The sequence below is a fragment of the Pseudoalteromonas sp. CnMc7-15 genome, assembly GCF_022347925.1.
GTDB classification, from domain to species: domain Bacteria; phylum Pseudomonadota; class Gammaproteobacteria; order Enterobacterales; family Alteromonadaceae; genus Pseudoalteromonas; species Pseudoalteromonas ruthenica.
Genome location: NZ_JAKRFT010000004.1, coordinates 95,040 through 113,677, shown reverse-complemented (window position 1 = coordinate 113,677; position 18,638 = coordinate 95,040). Strand labels below are relative to the sequence as shown.

Annotated in this window: 17 protein-coding genes; 11 read left to right on the top strand and 6 right to left on the bottom strand. The window is 47.8% G+C overall.

The annotated features are described in order from the left end of the window. The first annotated feature begins 38 nt into the window (after nucleotides 1–38). The 5 genes from clpX (at nucleotide 39) to MHM95_RS10925 (ending at nucleotide 6,695) form a co-directional block, all read left to right on the top strand. Nucleotides 39–1,322, top strand: a complete 1,284-nt coding sequence (gene clpX, locus MHM95_RS10945) for an ATP-dependent protease ATP-binding subunit ClpX (RefSeq protein ID WP_022944381.1) — start codon at nucleotides 39–41, stop codon at nucleotides 1,320–1,322. A gap of 128 nt (nucleotides 1,323–1,450) precedes the next feature. After that, the gene (lon, locus tag MHM95_RS10940; protein ID WP_022944382.1) at nucleotides 1,451–3,811 is read left to right on the top strand and encodes an endopeptidase La; all 2,361 of its coding nucleotides are present in this window, start codon (nucleotides 1,451–1,453) and stop codon (nucleotides 3,809–3,811) included. 227 nt (nucleotides 3,812–4,038) lie between these two features. Next, nucleotides 4,039–4,311, top strand: a complete 273-nt coding sequence (gene hupB / locus MHM95_RS10935) for a nucleoid-associated protein HU-beta (protein WP_022944383.1) — start codon at nucleotides 4,039–4,041, stop codon at nucleotides 4,309–4,311. Between the two features lie 163 nt (nucleotides 4,312–4,474). Further along, the gene (gene ppiD / locus MHM95_RS10930) at nucleotides 4,475–6,376 is read left to right on the top strand and encodes a peptidylprolyl isomerase (RefSeq protein WP_022944384.1); all 1,902 of its coding nucleotides are present in this window, start codon (nucleotides 4,475–4,477) and stop codon (nucleotides 6,374–6,376) included. A 142-nt stretch (nucleotides 6,377–6,518) separates the two neighbouring features. Beyond that, on the top strand, nucleotides 6,519–6,695 hold the full coding sequence (locus MHM95_RS10925) for a hypothetical protein (protein WP_022944385.1): 177 nt from the start codon (nucleotides 6,519–6,521) through the stop codon (nucleotides 6,693–6,695). A 6-nt stretch (nucleotides 6,696–6,701) separates the two neighbouring features. Here MHM95_RS10925 and MHM95_RS10920 read toward each other — a convergent pair whose 3' ends face one another. Genes MHM95_RS10920 through pspF form a run of 6 tightly spaced genes read right to left on the bottom strand, consistent with a single transcriptional unit; the run spans nucleotide 6,702 to nucleotide 13,065 of the window. Then, entirely contained in the window at nucleotides 6,702–7,463 is a 762-nt protein-coding gene (locus tag MHM95_RS10920; protein WP_022944386.1) for an ATP-binding cassette domain-containing protein, read from the bottom strand. Beyond that, on the bottom strand, nucleotides 7,463–8,458 hold the full coding sequence (locus tag MHM95_RS10915) for an oligopeptide/dipeptide ABC transporter ATP-binding protein (RefSeq protein WP_022944387.1): 996 nt from the start codon (nucleotides 8,456–8,458) through the stop codon (nucleotides 7,463–7,465). Before MHM95_RS10915 ends, MHM95_RS10920 begins: the two co-directional genes overlap by 1 nt. After that, nucleotides 8,458–9,351, bottom strand: coding sequence for an ABC transporter permease subunit (locus MHM95_RS10910; protein WP_022944388.1), 894 nt, complete (start codon nucleotides 9,349–9,351; stop codon nucleotides 8,458–8,460). Before MHM95_RS10910 ends, MHM95_RS10915 begins: the two co-directional genes overlap by 1 nt. Further along, a complete protein-coding gene (locus MHM95_RS10905) occupies nucleotides 9,338–10,372 on the bottom strand; it encodes an ABC transporter permease (RefSeq protein ID WP_239385276.1) in 1,035 nt (344 codons plus the stop codon). Before MHM95_RS10905 ends, MHM95_RS10910 begins: the two co-directional genes overlap by 14 nt. Then, complete coding sequence (locus tag MHM95_RS10900; protein WP_239385450.1) at nucleotides 10,369–11,946, bottom strand: ABC transporter substrate-binding protein; 1,578 nt, start codon at nucleotides 11,944–11,946, stop codon at nucleotides 10,369–10,371. The genes MHM95_RS10905 and MHM95_RS10900 overlap by 4 nt, the downstream gene beginning before the upstream one ends. A 30-nt stretch (nucleotides 11,947–11,976) precedes the next feature. Then, nucleotides 11,977–13,065, bottom strand: a complete 1,089-nt coding sequence (gene pspF / locus MHM95_RS10895) for a phage shock protein operon transcriptional activator (RefSeq protein ID WP_239385275.1) — start codon at nucleotides 13,063–13,065, stop codon at nucleotides 11,977–11,979. A gap of 188 nt (nucleotides 13,066–13,253) precedes the next feature. On the opposite strand from pspF, the gene pspA reads away from it, so the two are divergent. The 6 genes from pspA to megL all read left to right on the top strand — a co-directional run bounded on the left by pspA (nucleotide 13,254) and on the right by megL (nucleotide 18,452). After that, nucleotides 13,254–13,925, top strand: coding sequence for a phage shock protein PspA (gene pspA / locus MHM95_RS10890; RefSeq protein ID WP_022944392.1), 672 nt, complete (start codon nucleotides 13,254–13,256; stop codon nucleotides 13,923–13,925). A gap of 76 nt (nucleotides 13,926–14,001) precedes the next feature. Next, nucleotides 14,002–14,235, top strand: a complete 234-nt coding sequence (pspB, locus tag MHM95_RS10885; RefSeq protein WP_022944393.1) for an envelope stress response membrane protein PspB — start codon at nucleotides 14,002–14,004, stop codon at nucleotides 14,233–14,235. Beyond that, nucleotides 14,232–14,630, top strand: coding sequence for an envelope stress response membrane protein PspC (gene pspC, locus MHM95_RS10880; RefSeq protein ID WP_022944394.1), 399 nt, complete (start codon nucleotides 14,232–14,234; stop codon nucleotides 14,628–14,630). The genes pspB and pspC overlap by 4 nt, the downstream gene beginning before the upstream one ends. Before the next feature lie 85 nt (nucleotides 14,631–14,715). Continuing rightward, nucleotides 14,716–16,107 carry a YcjX family protein gene (locus tag MHM95_RS10875; protein WP_239385274.1) on the top strand — a complete coding sequence of 464 codons (1,392 nt, stop codon included), beginning with the start codon at nucleotides 14,716–14,718 and terminating at the stop codon, nucleotides 16,105–16,107. Continuing rightward, complete coding sequence (locus tag MHM95_RS10870) at nucleotides 16,104–17,165, top strand: TIGR01620 family protein (protein WP_239385273.1); 1,062 nt, start codon at nucleotides 16,104–16,106, stop codon at nucleotides 17,163–17,165. Before MHM95_RS10875 ends, MHM95_RS10870 begins: the two co-directional genes overlap by 4 nt. A 102-nt stretch (nucleotides 17,166–17,267) precedes the next feature. Next, nucleotides 17,268–18,452 carry a methionine gamma-lyase gene (gene megL, locus MHM95_RS10865; RefSeq protein WP_130145492.1) on the top strand — a complete coding sequence of 395 codons (1,185 nt, stop codon included), beginning with the start codon at nucleotides 17,268–17,270 and terminating at the stop codon, nucleotides 18,450–18,452. Nucleotides 18,453–18,638 lie beyond the last annotated feature (186 nt).

The window sequence follows — 18,638 nt, the reverse complement described above, 5'->3', positions numbered from 1 at the left end:
ATGAATAAAAATAGTAGCGCAAAGAATGAGGTAGCTGAATGTCCGATAAACCAACAGACGGCGAAAAGACTAGCAAGCTGCTGTACTGCTCGTTTTGTGGTAAATCGCAGCACGAAGTACGCAAGCTAATTGCAGGTCCATCTGTTTATATTTGTGATGAATGTGTCGAGCTGTGTAACGACATCATCAGGGAAGAAATTAAAGATATCGCGCCAAAAACCAACGCGTCCGATAAGCTGCCCGTTCCAAAAGAGATCCGCAGCCATCTAGATGACTATGTGATCGGCCAAGAGCACGCGAAAAAGGTATTGTCGGTAGCGGTATACAACCACTACAAACGTCTTCGCAATGCGGGTACCACCGAAGGTATCGAACTCGGTAAAAGTAATATTTTGCTGATTGGTCCAACGGGCAGTGGTAAAACCTTACTCGCAGAAACGATGGCACGCCTATTGGATGTACCATTCACCATGGCGGATGCCACAACGTTAACCGAAGCGGGTTACGTTGGCGAAGACGTCGAGAATATCATTCAGAAACTACTGCAAAAGTGTGATTACGACGTCGAGAAGGCTCAGCGCGGGATCGTTTACATTGATGAAATTGATAAAATTTCTCGTAAATCAGATAACCCATCCATCACTCGTGATGTGTCAGGGGAAGGGGTGCAACAGGCGCTGCTTAAACTGATTGAAGGTACTGTTGCCTCGGTGCCACCACAAGGTGGTCGTAAGCATCCTCAGCAAGAGTTCTTACAGGTAGACACCTCGAAGATACTGTTTATCTGTGGCGGTGCTTTCGCCGGATTAGACAAGGTTATCGAGCAACGCAGTGCTAAGAATACCGGTATTGGTTTTGGCGCACACGTTAAGTCTGCCGATGGTGAGCGTAGCATCAGTGAAACGTTTAAAGACGTGGAACCAGAAGATCTAGTTAAATACGGTCTTATTCCAGAGTTCATTGGTCGTTTGCCTGTGGTTGCAACACTCACTGAATTGGACGAAGATGCACTGATTCAGATTTTGAACGAACCTAAAAACGCATTGACTAAGCAATTCTCTTCATTATTCCAAATGGAAGATGTTGAGCTTGAATTCCGAGAAGATGCTTTACGTGCGATTGCTCACAAAGCGATGGAACGTAAAACCGGTGCTCGTGGCTTACGCTCGATTGTTGAAGGCGTATTGTTGGAAACCATGTATGAGCTGCCTTCGATGGAAGGAGTCTGCAAGGTGGTAATAGACGAGACAGTGATTAAGGGTGAGTCAGACCCTATCTTGATTTACGAAAACAGCAGCCAAGACAAGGCCGCATCAGAGTAAAAAACAAGCAGTTTAATTAAAAAAGGAGCACTAAGCTCCTTTTTTTATAAATTTGTTTGAACTTTCCCCCCTTTATCCCCATATACTTGGGTAATCTTTAAATTTTAAGAAGTCCGAAGAGAGTTAGCATGACGCTTGAAAGAACGGATCGCGTAGACATTCCAGTATTGGCGCTAAGGGATGTGGTGGTGTATCCCCACATGGTGATCCCTTTGTTCGTCGGTCGGGAAAAGTCGATTCGCTGCCTTGAAGCAGCGATGGATAAAGACAAACAAATTTTCTTAGTGGCACAAAAAGACGCTTCTGTCGATGACCCACAAACGGATGAAATATATACCGTAGGGACAGTCGCGAGTGTGCTGCAGCTACTCAAGCTACCCGATGGCACCGTCAAGGTGCTGGTTGAGGGCACGCAACGCGCCGCTATTACCCATTATACGCAAGAAGACGAGTACTTCGCAGCCGAAGTTGAGTATATTCCTTCGACTGATATTGATGAGCGAGAGCAGGATATTTTCATCCGCAGTGCGATAAGCCAATTTGAAGGTTACGTTAAGCTCAACAAAAAAATTCCACCAGAAGTACTTACCTCGGTGTCGGGGATTGATGAGCCCGCACGCTTAGCCGATACCATGGCTGCGCATATGCCTATCAAGGTGCCCGAAAAGCAGAAAGTGCTGGAAATCAGTGACGTCACCGAGCGCCTTGAATACCTTATGGCAATGATGGAGGGCGAAATAGACCTCCTGCAAGTAGAGAAAAAAATTCGTGCCCGCGTTAAAAAGCAAATGGAAAAGTCACAGCGCGAGTACTATCTCAACGAGCAAATGAAAGCCATTCAAAAAGAGTTAGGTGAATTGGATGATGTGCCTGACGAGTTTGAAGGTTTACAAAAGAAAATAACAGAGTCGGGGATGCCAGCCGAAGCCGAAGAAAAGGCGATGGCGGAGCTGAAAAAACTGAAAATGATGTCGCCGATGTCGGCCGAAGCAACGGTGGTGCGCTCTTATATAGATACCATGGTTAATGTGCCGTGGAAGAAAAAATCAAAAGTGAAAAAAGACCTAGCAGGGGCACAAAAGATTCTTGATGCCGACCACTATGGTCTCGAAAAAGTAAAAGACCGCATCATTGAATATTTGGCGGTGCAGCACCGTACCAACAAGCTTAAAGGCCCCATTTTATGTCTTGTAGGCCCACCAGGCGTGGGCAAAACGTCATTAGGGCAAAGCATTGCTCGAGCGACGGGTCGCAAGTACGTGCGTATGGCACTGGGCGGCGTACGTGATGAAGCCGAAATTCGCGGTCACCGCCGCACTTACATCGGCTCTATGCCAGGTAAGTTAATCCAGAATATGACCAAAGTAGGGGTTCGTAACCCGCTGTTTTTATTGGATGAAATCGACAAGATGTCATCGGATATGCGTGGCGATCCTGCATCTGCTTTACTGGAGGTACTGGACCCAGAGCAAAACAGCACCTTTGCTGATCACTATCTAGAAGTTGACTATGACCTATCCGATGTGATGTTTGTTGCCACTTCTAACAGCTTCAACATACCAGGCCCATTGTTGGACCGTATGGAAGTGATCCGTTTATCTGGCTACACCGAAGACGAGAAACTCAATATCTCCAAGCAGCACTTAATCCCCAAGCAAATTAAGCGCAATGGCTTGAAAGAAAAAGAAGTGACCATCGAAGACAGCGCCATTATTGGCATTATCCGTTATTACACCCGTGAAGCCGGGGTTCGTAACTTAGAACGTGAGATTTCCAAGTTATGTCGTAAAGCGGTGAAAAATATTTTGCTCGATAAAGGTCTTAAACACATTACCATCAATGATGAAAACCTAGAAGAATACCTAGGTGTGCAACGTTACGATTACGGTAAAGTGGAAGGTGATGACCGCATCGGTCAGGTCACTGGTCTGGCGTGGACTGAAGTGGGTGGAGACCTACTGACTATTGAATCGTCTGCGGTACCAGGTAAAGGTAAGTTAAGCTACACCGGTTCATTGGGCGACGTCATGAAAGAGTCGATTCAAGCCGCGATGACCGTGGTACGCGATCGCACTGAAAAATTGCGTATTAACGATGACTTCCACGAAAAGCGTGATATTCATGTGCACGTGCCTGAAGGCGCCACACCAAAAGACGGCCCCAGCGCGGGTATCGCCATGGTGACTGCTTTAGTCTCAAGCTTAACGGGTAACCCTGTGCGCTCCGATGTGGCGATGACCGGTGAAATCACCTTACGCGGTGAAGTATTGCCTATCGGTGGTCTTAAAGAAAAACTGTTAGCGGCACACCGTGGTGGCATTAAGACCGTGGTCATTCCCAAAAAGAATGAGCGGGACCTAAAAGAGATACCAGAAAACGTTCGTGAAGGCCTCGAAATTCACCCTGTTCAGTGGATTGACGAGGTGTTAGATCACGCATTGGCGCAGCCTGTGGAGCGTTTTTCAACAGATCGTGCAAAAAGTGAGTAAAAATCACAAAAAATTGCCGCAAAGGGCTTTTCAAATCACACCTGTGTGATAAGTTAAGCACTAGATTTTGAGCCTAGGCCTTGTCCGGCCTAGGTTTCAAGCAGATCTAGGTGTTAGAAAAACGACCTTTGTTTTTCTAAATTACATAGCAAAGTGATGAGGCCGTTTTGTGTAAAACCGCACAAGGTTAGTCGCTCTGGATAATAACAATGTAAGGGGATGATATTGTGAATAAGTCTCAATTAATCGATCAAATCGCAGCTGATGCTGACATTTCTAAAGCGGCTGCAGGTCGTGCGTTGGATTCATTCATTGAGTCAGTATCAACTGCACTTAAAGACGGCGATTCCGTTGCCCTAGTTGGTTTCGGTACTTTTTCTGTACGTGAGCGCGCAGCGCGCACTGGCCGTAACCCGCAAACTGGTGAAGAAATTCAAATTGCTGCTGCAAACATTCCTTCGTTTAAAGCAGGTAAAGCGCTTAAAGACGCAGTTAACTAATTTGCGAAACTTGAGCTGCAATTAGCGCAACTGTGCTAGATTGCTTCAAGTGAAAAAGCGTATCTGTTAAGATACGCTTTTTTTATACCCACCGCCTCGAAATTGAGGGACAATAGAGTCTGAGTTCGTTGTTTAGCGGTTAAATAAAATAGAGATAAAATAAATGCTAGAAAAAATCAGAGAAGGCTCGCAAGGCTTAGCGGCCAAAATTATTCTAGGGCTGGTGATTTTATCTTTTGCTTTAGCAGGGATCGGTGGCTATTTAGGCCAATCAACCGAACAATCCGTAGCTGAGGTAAATGGAGTTAAGATCACTCAGCGCGAATTTGCTCGTGCCTATGAAAACGAGCGTGCCCGCTTAGAGCAGCAGTTTGGCGAATACTTCGCACAACTTGCTAACGATCCAAGCTATATGGCGCAAGTGCGTCAATCCGTCACTGACCGCTTAGTACAGCAAGAACTACAAACACAGTTAGCGGCAGAAATGGGGCTTCGCGTTAGCGATGAACAAGTTAAACAAACGATTCTAGAACTCCCAGCTTTCCAGTTTGGTGGTCAGTTCAGTAATGACCGTTACCTGCAAGTGATCCGCCAAATGGGTTATCAAGCAGATGGCTTCCGTGAGTACCTGCGTGAAGAAATGACGCGTTCACAACTTGTTTCGGCACTTGCTGGCACAGATTTCACGCTAAGTAATGAGTTAAGCCAAGCCGTGGGTCTGCAACAGCAACAACGTGCTATTGATTATGTAGTGCTCGATAACAACGCCTACAAAGCCCAAGTAGAAGTGAGCGACGAAGAGGTTCAAGAATACTACGACCTAAACCAAGCGCAGTTCCTTTCTCCAGAGCAGGTGAAAGTGTCTTATGTTGAGCTAAGTGCCGATGATTTAGAGTTGGCTGAGCCAATCACAGACGAGCAAATCAACGACTACTATCAGCAAAACAAAGCCTACTATTCAGAGCCTGAAAAGCGCCGTGTTGCTCATATTTTGGTTGAATATGGCGATGATCAGGACAGTGCTGAACAAAAAGCCAATGACCTACTCACACAGCTCAACAACGGCGCTGATTTCGCCGAGCTGGCTAGTAATGAGTCAGACGATATCGTCAGCGCGGAAATGGGCGGTGATCTAGATTGGATTGAGCGTGATATGCTGGATCCTGATTTTGAAAAAGCAGCGTTTGCTTTGCAAAACGTGGGCGAACTTTCACAAGTTGTTGAGTCTGAGTTCGGTTATCACATTATTAAGCTCACCGACCTGCAGCCAGGTGAAACCAAGCCTCTTGCTGAGGTGAAAGAAGACATCCGCACTGAGCTGGCGAAAGTTGAAAAAGCTGACCTATTCTATGAGCAGCAAACAGAGTTGGCAGAGCTTTCATTTGAGGTGGCTGATACATTAGAAGACGCTGCTGCTGCGGTCGGAGCGCAAGTTCAAACCACTCCTTGGTTAGCCCGTGGACAGCTAAGTGCCCCGTTGAATGAGGCTAACGTGCAAGCAGCCATCTTCTCGCCAGAGCTACTGGAAGATAGAGTTAACTCAGAAGTTTTGGATTTAGGTAATGAGCACGTGATTGTGGTACGTATCGCTGATCATAAACCTGCGGCAACTAAGCCTTTGGCTGAGGTGAGCGAACAAATTAAACAAACGCTGATAGCTGAAAAGGCTACCGCCAAAGCGAAAGAGCAGGGTGAAGAGCTGTTTGCACAATTACAAAGCGGCACCAGCCTTAACGCCATTGCTCAGCAAGCAGGTGTTGAAATGCAAAGCGAGGACGCCCTTAATCGCCGCAGCTTCAGTGTGGCACCCGCTCTGGTAGAGCAGGTATTTAAGCTGGCACACCCACAGGATGAGCCTGTCGTGGATATGGTTGAGCTTAACAATGGCAATATAGCCCTAGTTGCGTTGAAGTCAGTTAACACTCCGAGTGAAACTGAAGTTAACGCGCAAGTGAAGCAAAACCTCACCATGCAAATGGCAAACAAAAACTATCAAAGCTTTATTGAAGCGCTTGAGGCTCAGGCTGAAGTGGTTCGCATGCGCCAGCAGGGGCAATCAGAATAAAGTAACATGAATGCAAAAGGCGCCTATTCGGCGCCTTTTTTGTCTCTGCGCAGCGCCTAATAATAAAACTGACGTTGGAACATGAATTACACTTAGCAATGTAGTACAGTGAAACTAGCCCCAATAAGGAGTGTGAGGAAGTATGAAAGGTGTATATCGATTTTTAATTGCTATGGTGCTTATTGTTGCAGCGATAGCATCATACAGCGCTGGGAATAGTACTGGGCTTTTCGCTTTTGTGGTGCTTGGCTTTATGTTTGAAGCGGCTTTTTGGCTGCGCCTTTTCCCGGTGAGTAAAAAGCGCAAATCACACGCCTGATAGCCATTAACAAGTCAGTAAACGCTGGCAGGTTTTGGATTGGGGATTACCGAAAATTTCACCGGTTTTCCCATACTCCACCACTTCCCCGTGATCCAGCACTAACACCTGATCACTCATGTGCTTTACCAAGCTCAAATGATGGGTGATCAACACGTAACTTAGCCCTGTCTCCCGTTGTAACTCTAGTAGTAAGTTTACCGTCTGTGCACGCACTGAGGGGTCAAGGGAGGAAAGCGCCTCATCCAATACTAAAACTTTAGGGTCCAGGATCAGTGCGCGTGCCAGTGCAACACGCTGTAATTGCCCGCCAGAGAACATATGCGGGTAGTATAAGCGGTGCTCAACAAGCAGCCCCACCTTCGCTAATGTTTGCTTTATTTTTTCCAGTCTTTGTTCGCTGCTAAGCTCGGTATTCAAGCGTAGACAGTCATCTAAAATCTCGCCGATAGTGAGCGCAGGATTAAGTGACGTGGTTGGGTCTTGGAAAATCAACCGGATGTGGCGACAGTCGCCATGGCGACTAGTCCCGTCATGCACTAAATCACTTTCTAAAATGATCTGGCCGCTACTGGCCTCATCGGCGCCGGCCAACACCTTTGCGAGTGTACTTTTTCCTGCACCCGTCTCGCCAATAACCGCCAACGTTTCGCCGCGACCAATACAAAATGAGATATCTTTGAGTAAACTGACCTTCTTATGGCTCAGTAAGCCCGCCCTCACAGCCAGTTGCTTGCCCAAACCTTGTACTTTCAATAAGGGTTGCATCAGCTTTGCTCCTGTTTATGTAAAGGGAAGTGACAGGCATAACTATGACCTTGCTCTTTGTCTAACTTAGGAGTAACGACACAGGCTTTCTGTGCGTTCGGACAGCGTGGCCCAAGTCGACACCCTATAGGTAGGTGCTGCAAGGTGGGAATGGTGCCTTTGAGAGCGAACAGCGGCTCCTTATGGCCAAGTGCAACATCATAGTCGGGCAAGCTCTGTAACAGCGCTTTAGTGTATGGGTGGCGCGGTTGAGCAAACACTTTTTTGGTTGGTCCGGCCTCCACCATTTGCCCGCAATACAGCACGTGCATACCATGCGTCCAGTCAGTCAATTCTTCGAGTTCATGAGAGATCATCAGAATCGACATATTTTTAAGTTGATTTAAACTTTTCAGTAGTCGAAATACTTGCGCTCGTGTGGTGCTTTCCAAGGCTGTGGTCGGTTCGTCGGCAATAAGTAGCTTAGGGGAGCGGGCGATGGCCATCGCGATCATCACCTTTTGGCACACGCCTTCTGATAACTCATGTGGGTAACTGGTCAAAACCTTGGAGTGCTCTTTGATGCCCACCTTGTGCAACAGTGCTCTGACACGCTGGCGTTTAGCTCTGCGTCGTTGCCATAAATTACCGGTGTAGTTGCGCGCCGGAATACTTTCTTCAATTTGGTCACTGATCTTCGCTGTGGGATCGAGGCAACGACTCGGCTCCTGATAAATCATCGCTAAGTCTTGGCTTACCAACTTACGTCGCTTTTCATCAGAGAGCCGCATCAAGTCAACGCCGCGCCAGTGCATGCGGTCGGCCGTGACCCGCCAGCGTTTATTTAACGCACCCACTAAGGCCTTGGCAATGAGGCTTTTGCCAGACCCCGACTCGCCAATTAAGGCGTGTACTTCGCCTTCTTTTAGGCTGAAGTTTACTTTATCTACCACGCGAATCACTGAATCTGAGGTCGTCAATTCTATGGTCAGATTTCGAATATCGAGCAATTGCATCAGTCCGCCCGCCGCTCTTTGAGTACATTACGCAAACCGTCACCAACAAGATTGGTGGACAGTACCGCTAAAAACAAAAGGATCCCTGGTAAGGCAACGGTCCATGGTGCGAGGTAAATTAGGCCTAGGTTTTCCGCCAAAATAGCTCCCCACTCAGCTGTCGGAGGTTGCGCGCCAAGCTTCAAAAAGCCTAAGGCAGCAATGTCCAAAATGGCTAATGACAGCGCCATAGTAAAAATAACCACAATACGTTCGTAAATATTGGGGAAGATGCCCCGCACTAAGATTTGCCAGCGGCTGGCTCCATCAAGGCGAAATGCGCTGATGTAATCTTTATTAAGCTCTTCGACCACCAAGTTACGCACTGAGTGGATAAACTGTGGCAACAGCGCAAAGATAATCGCCCACACGGTGTTCATCAAACCCGGTCCGAGTATGGCAATGATGATAATCGCCAGCAGTAACGAAGGGATAGATAAGGTGATGTCTAACAGGTGATTTAGGAAGCTTGCACGCAGGCCATGGCTCATACCGGCGAAGGTGCCAACCAATACGCCCACCAAGGTGGTCATCAGTGCTGCAATAATTGATAAGCCGAAGGTATAGGTCGCACCATTCATAAGGCGTGAAAGCACATCACGGCCCAAATCATCGGTACCTAAAATAAAGCGTACATCGCCATCCTCATGCCATGAGGGAGGAATTAATAGCGCATCCGCATGTTGCTCGTTAATGCCGTAAGGCGCCAGTAACGGCGCGGTGGTAGCAAGTACCGCCAGCGCAATAAAGAGCCATAAACCAACCAAAGACACATGGTTAGATTTAAACTTGCGCCATAACCGTGACAGCGGCGACACGTTAGACTGTTCGGTAAATAATTTAAACTTTGCCATGCGCTTGATTCCGTGAAATCGGGTCGAGCAGGGTGTAGAGCAACTCGGTGATGATGGTGGCGAAAATAATGAATACCGAGATTGCCAATAAACCACCTTGAATTGCTGGGAAGTCACGTTGGTAAATGCTGTCTATTAACCAGCGACCAATGCCAGGCCATGAAAAAATAACCTCAGTGATCATGGCTAACGTGATCAACGCACTAAATTGCAGACCGATTTGTTTTATCACCGGCAACAACGCATTGCGCAGCGCATGGTGAAAAATAAGTTGGCGGCGGCTCAACCCCTTCGCCCGGGCCGTTTTAATATAGTTTTGATCAAGCACGTTGAGCATTGAGTCGCGGGTAAAGCGGATTAAAACCGTGGTTGGGTAGGTCGCCAGCACCAGTGTTGGCAATGCCAGATGATGCAGCGCATCGGCAAAGGCGAGGCCGCCATAGGGAAAGCCCGCAACCATAATATCTAGCAAAATAAAATTACTGTATGCGGGGATCTCGTAAAGCAAACTGATACGCCCAGACATAGGGAATAGCCCCAGTTGTAAGCAAAATACCATAATAAGCAGCAGTGCTAACCAAAAAATAGGCACAGAGTAACCAACTAATGTAAAACCACTAATGAGCTTATCACCCCAACGTCCGTGTGATAGGGCGGCGATGACTCCCGCCGGAACTCCCGCCAACACGGACACAAACAGCGCATAAATAGCGAGCTCAAAGGTTGCAGGAGCCAAATCTAACACATGGCCAAAAACACCATCGCCGGAAGCAAAAGATAATCCCCAGTCGCCCTGCATAATGCGTCCTAAAAACGCAAAATACTGCGTTACATAGCCATCATCCATATGGTATTGCTGCTGTAATTGCGCTGTTTGCGAAAAGCCTGCAGTTTCAATACCACTAAAGTTCATTAGCGGGTCACCGGGGAACAGGTAGCCCAATGAGAAGGTAAACACACTCAGCGTAAAAAGCATAAAAACCAGCAACGAAACCCGGCGTAAGGCGAACTCTAACATCATGGCTTTTTACTCGCATGGGCTAAGGATATGCCGCCAAAGGGGCTGAGGCTGATCCCTTTTACTTGGCTGTCACGAGCTTGCGAGCGCTTACCATGAGCCAGCGGAAATAGGGGCAATTGTTTCGCTATCATCTGTTGTGCCTGGTGGTAAAACTGTTGTCGCTGCGCTTGCTCTGTGGTGTCTAACGCCTGCGTCAGGAGCATATCAAATTCGGGATTACACCAATTGGCCGGGTTCTTACCGCTGTAAGTGGCGGCGCAGCTCAGTAGTGGGCTAAAGAAATTGTCTGGGTCGGGGGTGTCAGCGGCCCATCCCAACAACACACTATCATGGCGATGCTCGCCTACGCGCTGTAAAAAGGTATTCCATTCATACTCGACAATACGCACGTTAACACCAATTGCACGCAGATCACTTTGCATCAGCTCTGCCATTTTGCGCGCATTGGGGTTATAAATACGGCTTACCGGCATGGCCCAAATGGTCATATCAAAGCCATTTTCATAGCCAGCGGCACTGAGCATCTCTCGAGCCTTTTCTGGGTCGTATTGGGGCAAATTAGATTGCTGCTGATAGGCCCAACTAATGGGCGGTAACATTGAAGCCGCTTTCACGCCTTGGCCGTAATAGACCGCCTGCATAATTTTGTCGACATTAATGGCATGGGCTAATGCCCGGCGTACTTGTGGATTATTAAAAGGCACACGTTCAGTATTAAAGGCCCAATAGCCGACGTTAAGGTTATCTTGTTGTTCCAATTCAATATCGTCGCGTTGGCGCAGAACGCTTGATTGGGTCGCACTTGGGTGTGGGGTAACATCGCACTCTTTGGTTAAAAGCTTGGCAATGCGTGTTGTGCCATTAGGAGTAATATCAAATACCAACTGATCGAGGTTTACTTGGTGTTCCCAGTACCCGGGGTGTGAATAGTAGCGGATCAGTCGGTCGCGTTGGTATTCACGATAAACAAACGGGCCGGTGCCCACAGGTAGCTGGTCAAACAAATCCATCTGCTCGTTGGCCATCAGAGCCATTGCATACTCTTGCGAGGTGATCACCGCGAAGTCTGTAGCCAGATTCGCTAAAAAGCTACTTTCGGGGTTAAACAATTCAAATGTAACTTGGTATGGTGAGTCTTTGCGAATGTTGCGAATAAGCTGATCAAGACCAACACTCTGAAAATATGGATAGCTGGCTTCACCAACGAAGTGATAGGGGTTGTATACGTCGAATAAGCGACTAAAGGTAAATACCACATCATCGGCGTTAAAATTACGGCTGGGAGTAAAATAGCGGGTGGTATGGAATTTTACATCTTCGCGCAGGTTAAACGTCACTTCCGTGCCATCATCGCTAATTTCCCAACTGGTCGCCAACTCGGGGATAAATTCACCAGTGATGGGATCAATACGTAGTAAGCGGTTGTACAACTGTTTAGCGATCAGATCGATAGTTGAACCGGTGGTCGTTACTTGCGGATTAAAAGAGACAGGGTTGGCCTCAGCACAATAAACCATGCCTTCCATAGGTGCATACTGCGTGTCTTCGTCTTGGCACCCCATTAAGAGCACCATGGCAATGCCTAACAACCGTGTGTACACAGGCTAAGCCTCTTGTTTTTGCTGCGAATCAAGTAAGTTGTATTTTTTCAAATATCCTCTTAGCTGATGATACGTTAAACCAAGCAATTGTGCAGTTTTCTTTTGATTAAATTGGCTAAATTCCAACGCTTGGCGCAACAGTTCCGTTTCGTAGTCGCTGGAGAGTTGTTTTAAGTCGCACGGGAAGTTCATTCGTTGATTGTTTTTCAGCGGCTCTGCGGGTGCCACTTGAGGCTGCTCTGAGTCACTGAGTAGTGGCTGCTCATTGACGGCCATCGCAGGTTTGCGAGTGCTCAATGCCTTAGGCCGATAGGGGCTGGCAAAGGGGTCCAAATTAATCGTATGCACAGCGAGGCTTTCATTGCCATGGCGATACAAGCTGCGCTCTATCACATTTTTCAGCTCACGGACATTCCCCGGCCAGTCATAATCCAGTAGAGCCGCCTTGGCTCGGGTAGTGAAACCACTGAATAACTCCCACCCTAGGTTACGTGCCATGTTAATGGCGAAATGCTCGGCGAGCAGCAAAATATCTTCTTGGCGCTCACGCAGCGGAGGGAGCGTAATTACGTCAAAGGCGAGGCGGTCCAGCAAGTCGTGTCGAAACTCGCCGGCATCGGCAAGGCTGGGTAAGTCTTCATTGGTGGCGCAAATCAGTCGTGTATCAACTTTTATTGGCGCCCGACCCCCAACGCGCTCAAACTCGCCATATTCAATTACCCGAAGCAGTTTTTCTTGGACCGCTGCGGGGGTATTTGCGAGTTCGTCTAAAAATAACGTGCCGCCGTTGGCACGCTCAAAACGTCCTTCATGACGTTTACTGGCGCCAGTAAAAGCGCCACTTTCGTGACCGAATAGCTCACTTTCAAGCAAGTTCTCATTGAGTGCAGCGCAGTTAAGACTGACATAGGTTTGATCCCAACGCCCAGATAGATAGTGTAACCGTGCAGCGATAAGCTCTTTACCGGTACCGCGCTCACCAATGACTAGCACCGGCTTATCAAGGGGGGCCAACTGGGAGACCTGATCGAGCACCTCTAAAAAGCTATCGGACTGGCCCAGTAAATCGTCTTTTTTGCGGAACTGGCTCATTTACACTAACTCTTAGTTATTTTTGCTAAAGCTTAGTGTATTTCATTATTTGAAGATAAGAAAGTGATTTGGCGAATATAAAGTAACTTAATGAATAAATTAAGTTTTTTATGTGGTTTTAAAGTTGGCAAGCAACTTGATAATACGTAGAGTAGTCAACAAAGACTTCAACATCCGAGGTAAAGATTATGGGAATTTTTTCACGTTTTGCAGATATCGTAAACTCGAATATCAATGCTATTTTAGATAAAGCAGAAGACCCAGAAAAGATGGTGCGTCTAATCATCCAAGAGATGGAAGACACACTTGTGGAGGTGCGCTCGACATCGGCGAAAACACTCGCAGAGAAAAAAGAGCTCAGCCGCCGGTTAGAAACATTGAACAAGCAAACCGAGCAGTGGCAAGAGAAGGCTGAGCTAGCCTTATCTAAAGACCGCGACGATTTAGCACGCGCTGCACTACTAGAAAAGAGCAAGTGTACCGAAGCGAAAGAGTCACTTGAGCGTGAGCTTGAACATGTAGACGAGCACATCAACAAGTTGCAACAAGAGATCAGCACCTTGCAAGAGAAGCTCAGCGACGCGAAAGCGCGCCAAAAAGCCATTGTCCTTCGTCAGCGTTCAGTGCAATCGCGTCTAGATGTGAAAAAGACACTTGATGGTGACAAGGTGCAAGATGCACTGGATAAGTTCGAGCGTTACGAGACAAAAATTGATGGCCTCGAGGCTCAGGTAGAATCTTATGAGTTAGGTCAGAAGTCGCTGTCTGATGAAATCGAGCAGCTAGAAAAGGACGAGAAAATTGACGATGAACTCTCAGCCTTGAAAGCAAAAATGGGCAAAACCGATAAAGCAGAATAATAATGTATAAGGTGAAGGGTCGTACGCGGCCCTAGCCACACGATGGCGCACCATAACAACAAGGCAGGAGAGGATTATGTTTGATTTTGATATGTTATTACCACCGATTGTCATATTTTTGATTTTTGTGGCGCCGTTGTGGCTGATATTACATTACCGCAGTAAAAAACAGGTAAGCCAAGGGTTAAGTGAACACGAGCACCGTCAACTGGTTGAGCTGGCTAATAAAGCAGAGAAAATGGCAGAGCGCATCAATACCTTAGAGACCTTGCTCGACCAGGAGTCCCCGCAGTGGAGGAGTAAGGTATGAGTGGCAAACGCGAATTATATCGCAACCCCGAACGCGGCAAGCTAGGCGGCGTATGTGCAGGGGTCAGCGACTACTTTAATTTTGAGTTGTGGTTGGTACGCATTATTTTCATCTCCGCCGTGTTGTTGGCCGGGGGACCCTTATTTATCGTGGCCTACATTGCTGCTTGGCTGATATTAGAGAAAAAACCAGCCGCAGAGCAAACAGCGCCCAGTAGTAAGAGCGCCCATGTCGGTGAGGTGAAAGCCAAAGTGTGGCAAAAGGGTGAGCCTCCGCGTAAGGCTCTTAAAGAGTTGAAGGAATATTTAGGTGAGTTAGACAACCGTATTCAGCATATGGAGACTCATGTAACTTCGCCGACCTTCACGGTAGACAGAGAAATTAATAAGCTATAAAGCCCTCAGGCGCATTGCAACCAGCTAGTCATGATTAGCTGGTTGCCTGCGTTTGTATGCAAGGGTATTTAAACAAGGAGTTAATTTGTCGTACTCACGCCTTGATAAGCTCAAAGACAGAGCCAAAAAGACTTTAAAGCGTACCTTAGATAGCCATATCACCCTGGCGGTTACAGGATTGTCAGGCAGTGGAAAAACAGCCTTTATCACAGCTTTAGTGCACCAGCTATCAGAGCAAGCGAGCGAACAAAACATGCCTTTTTTTCGTGTTGTTCGTGAGGGGCGCCACATAGCCACGCAACCGGTGCCACAAAAAGCGCTGAATATCCCGACTTTTGCGTATCGTCAAGCGATGGCGGCGTTGAATCAGCAACCGCCGGCCTGGCCAGAGTCAACGCAACGAATTAATACTTTGCGCCTCGCCATGCGCTACCGTCCCAAGCAGGGGTTACGGGCACAATTTGGTGATAGCGCCACACTAACCATTGATCTTATTGATTACCCAGGTGAGTGGCTAATGGATTTACCCATGTTGAACATGGATTATCCCACTTGGTGTGAACGTCAGTTAACGATGCTCAACAAGGCCGCGAGAGCAGAGCATGCACAGGACTTTATGACTGCACTGCATGAGTTTGACGCTAATGCAGAGGTCGATGAAGTACGCTTAAAAGAGCTCAGTGAGTTGTACAAACAAGCCTTAGTGAATATTAAGGCTCATGCCCACGCCGCTAACTTGCAACCGGGGCGGATGTTGATCCCCGGGGAGTTAGAGGGCGCGCCGCTTTTGTCTTTTTTTCCTTGCCATGCGCCTAAGCAGGGTGGGCTGCATACTCAATATCAGCAGCTTGAGGCACGCTTTGAAGCCTATAAAGCACAAGTCGTTAAGCCTTTTTATAAAGACTACTTTTGCCATTTTGACCGTCAAGTGGTGCTTGTGGACTTATTGCGAGCGCTAAAGCTGGGTCCGGACATATTCGATGAGCAAGCCGAGGCAATCACCGAGTTGCTGTCTTTTTTTGATTACGGTAAGAGCAATGTGCTGCGCCGACTGTTCAGTCCCAACATTGATAAGCTGCTGTTTATCGCCAATAAAGCAGACCAAGTTGGAGCTAATTACCATCAAGACTTGGCGCTGCTGTTGCACGATATTGTTAAAGAAAAAGCCAATAGCTTGACCTTTTCTGGGGTGGAAGTGGACACCATGGCGATGGCCGCTGTGTGCGCAACACAGGGCAAGCAAGTGGTGGAAAAAGGGCAAAGTTTGCATTGCGTCTATGGTAAACCGCTGCATGAGTCGCAGTGGCTCACCTATTTGCCACCGCAGCCACCGCGACACCGTTTGACTGCACAGCAATGGCCACAACAGGGGTTTGACTATATCGATTTTGCCCCTTGGCCGCACAGCGACGGACGCTTGCGACATATGCGTATGGATCATGCGCTGGAATTTTTATTGGGGGATAAGCTGACATGAGTGAGCCAGTTAATTTAGCCGGAGCGCGGCGTTTTGAGGGCCAGTCGCAGCAGCAATCTGCATCTCAATTGGAGCCCGCCAAAGTGGTTGCTCGTAATGACGCGCCGCAAGAGGAGGATGATTTCGACTTGGCGCAGGGAAGCGAGCTGGAATCAACACTGGATGAGGAATTGGGGCGCCAGCGTGGTAAACGCTCGCTATTGAAAAGGCTGTTTGCTTGGCTGTTGTTAACCCTCATTATCGTTGAAACCGTGCTGAGTATTGTTGCGAGCTTTCAAGCCTCTGTATGGCTTGGCGCGTTATATAGCAGTGTTATCGGGCTGGCGGTGTTGCTAATTGGCCGATTGCTATGGCGTGAGCTGGTCAATTTGAAGCGCCTCAAAGTTAATCGCCATCATCAACAACAAGCTCAACGGTTGTTGGCGAGTGAACAAATCGGCCAAGCGCTACCTTGGCTGGAGAGCGTTAACCGTATTCAAAACCATGCGGACTTTGCACAATTTAAAGGGCAAATTGCCGAGCACCTAAGTGACCGCGAAGTGATGGAGTTGTATCGCGACACCTTGCTGGTGCGCCAAGATGAACAGGCCAAGCAGATTATCAATCGCTACGCCGTTGAATCAGCGGTGCTAGTCAGTGTCAGCCCATTAGCAGTAGTGGATATGCTTGCGGTGTTGTGGCGCGGACTGAAACTGGTTGATACCCTTGCGGATAATTATGGTTTGGCACTGGGCTACATGAGTCGTGTTCGGCTTTACCGCAGCTTGGTTAAGCAAATGCTCTTTGTCGGTTCGACCGAGTTGCTTGCCGATCTCGCCGCCACGGCGTTTGGCACCAAGTTATTGAGTGTATTATCGACTCGTGCTGCCCAAGGCCTCAGCGCCGGGGTGTTGACTGCACGCATTGGCTATAAGGCGATGGAGCTGTGTCGACCATTACCGAAGCTGGAGGCCAAGCCATCTTTATTGCGAGCGACAGCAAAACGCTTAGCAGCCCGATTGACGCGCTTAGATAAGCGTGAAAACGAGCAGACGACCGAGAACGTCAACAAAGATTGACGAAAACACCGAGATGATACAGCAAGCTAGCCATCCAAGCGGCTAGCTTGCTTGTTTTATAGCCAGAACTGCCACTATGTTAGAAAGAAAAACGGTGGCATTATGAAAAATATTCAACCTTCAGACAAAACGCAATGTATCCATCCCCAGGGTGAGCGTCGCGATCCCCATCGCGCTTTAGCGGCCCCTTTATACCAAACCTCAACCTTTGTGTTTGACGATGCAGCGCAAGGTGCAGCCCGCTTTGCCGGCGAAGAGGCCGGGTATATTTATTCGCGTCTCGGCAACCCCACAGTGCGCGAGCTAGAGCAGAAGCTGGCAGCGCTTGAACAGACCGAAGATGCGGCGGCCTGCGCCACTGGTATGGGGGCGGTTTCAGCAGCGGTCATGAGCTTTCTTAGCGCAGGCGATCACCTAATAGCATCAACAACAGTCTATGGCTGCACTTATGCACTGTTTAGCCACTTACTTACTCGCTTTGGCGTCGAAGTCACTTTTGTTGATTGCAACGATATACAGGCTGTTAAGCAAGCGCTGCGCCCGAATACTAAAATGTTATTTGTAGAGACACCTGCCAATCCAAACATTGATGTTTACGACTTACAGCAGTTGTGCGATGTAGCAAAAAGTCACCAGTTGATCAGCGTTGTTGATAACACCTTCTTGACGCCTATTTTGCAAAAACCCGCGCACTTTGGTGCAGATTTGATCGTCCACAGTGCGACGAAGTACCTCAATGGTCATGGTGATGTCGTCGCAGGTCTGGTGTGTGGCAGTAATGAGCATATTCAGTGTATTAAATCGACGGTACTCAAAGATATCGGTGCCACCATGAGCCCATTTGATGCCTGGTTAATATTACGAGGCATGAAAACCTTAGCGGTGCGTATGCAGGCCCATTGTCAAAGTGCTCATCAGGTGGCGGAATTTCTACATCAGCATCAAAGCGTTGAACGCGTTTATTTCCCAGGGCTCAAAAACGATCCAGGACATCGGCTTATGGGTTCGCAAATGCAAGATGCCGGCGGCGTGATTGCTTTTGAACTTAAAGCGTCTTTAGCACAAACAGAGCAGTTTATTAATAGCTTGCAGTTGTGCACATTGGCGGTCAGTTTAGGTGATACGGAAACCCTTATTCAGCACCCGGCTTCAATGACTCACTCTACTTATGAACCGGAACAGCGTCGTGCCGCAGGAATTAGCGATGGCTTGGTCCGCATTTCGATAGGTTTAGAAGATGTTAATGAGATTATTGCAGATCTAAGCCAAGGGTTAGCAAAGCTTTAATAATTTTAGTAATAAATACTTTACACCCTTTTGCTTTTCAGGCCACTAAAAGCAGGGGTGTAATTTTTAAGGTGTATGAGTGTATCTTTAAGTTTACGTTTTAAGCGGTTTGCGCAGAACGTATAACAGCACCAAGTATTACAAACAGATGTACTTTTCCTTAGTATCTGGTTAACACACACAGAG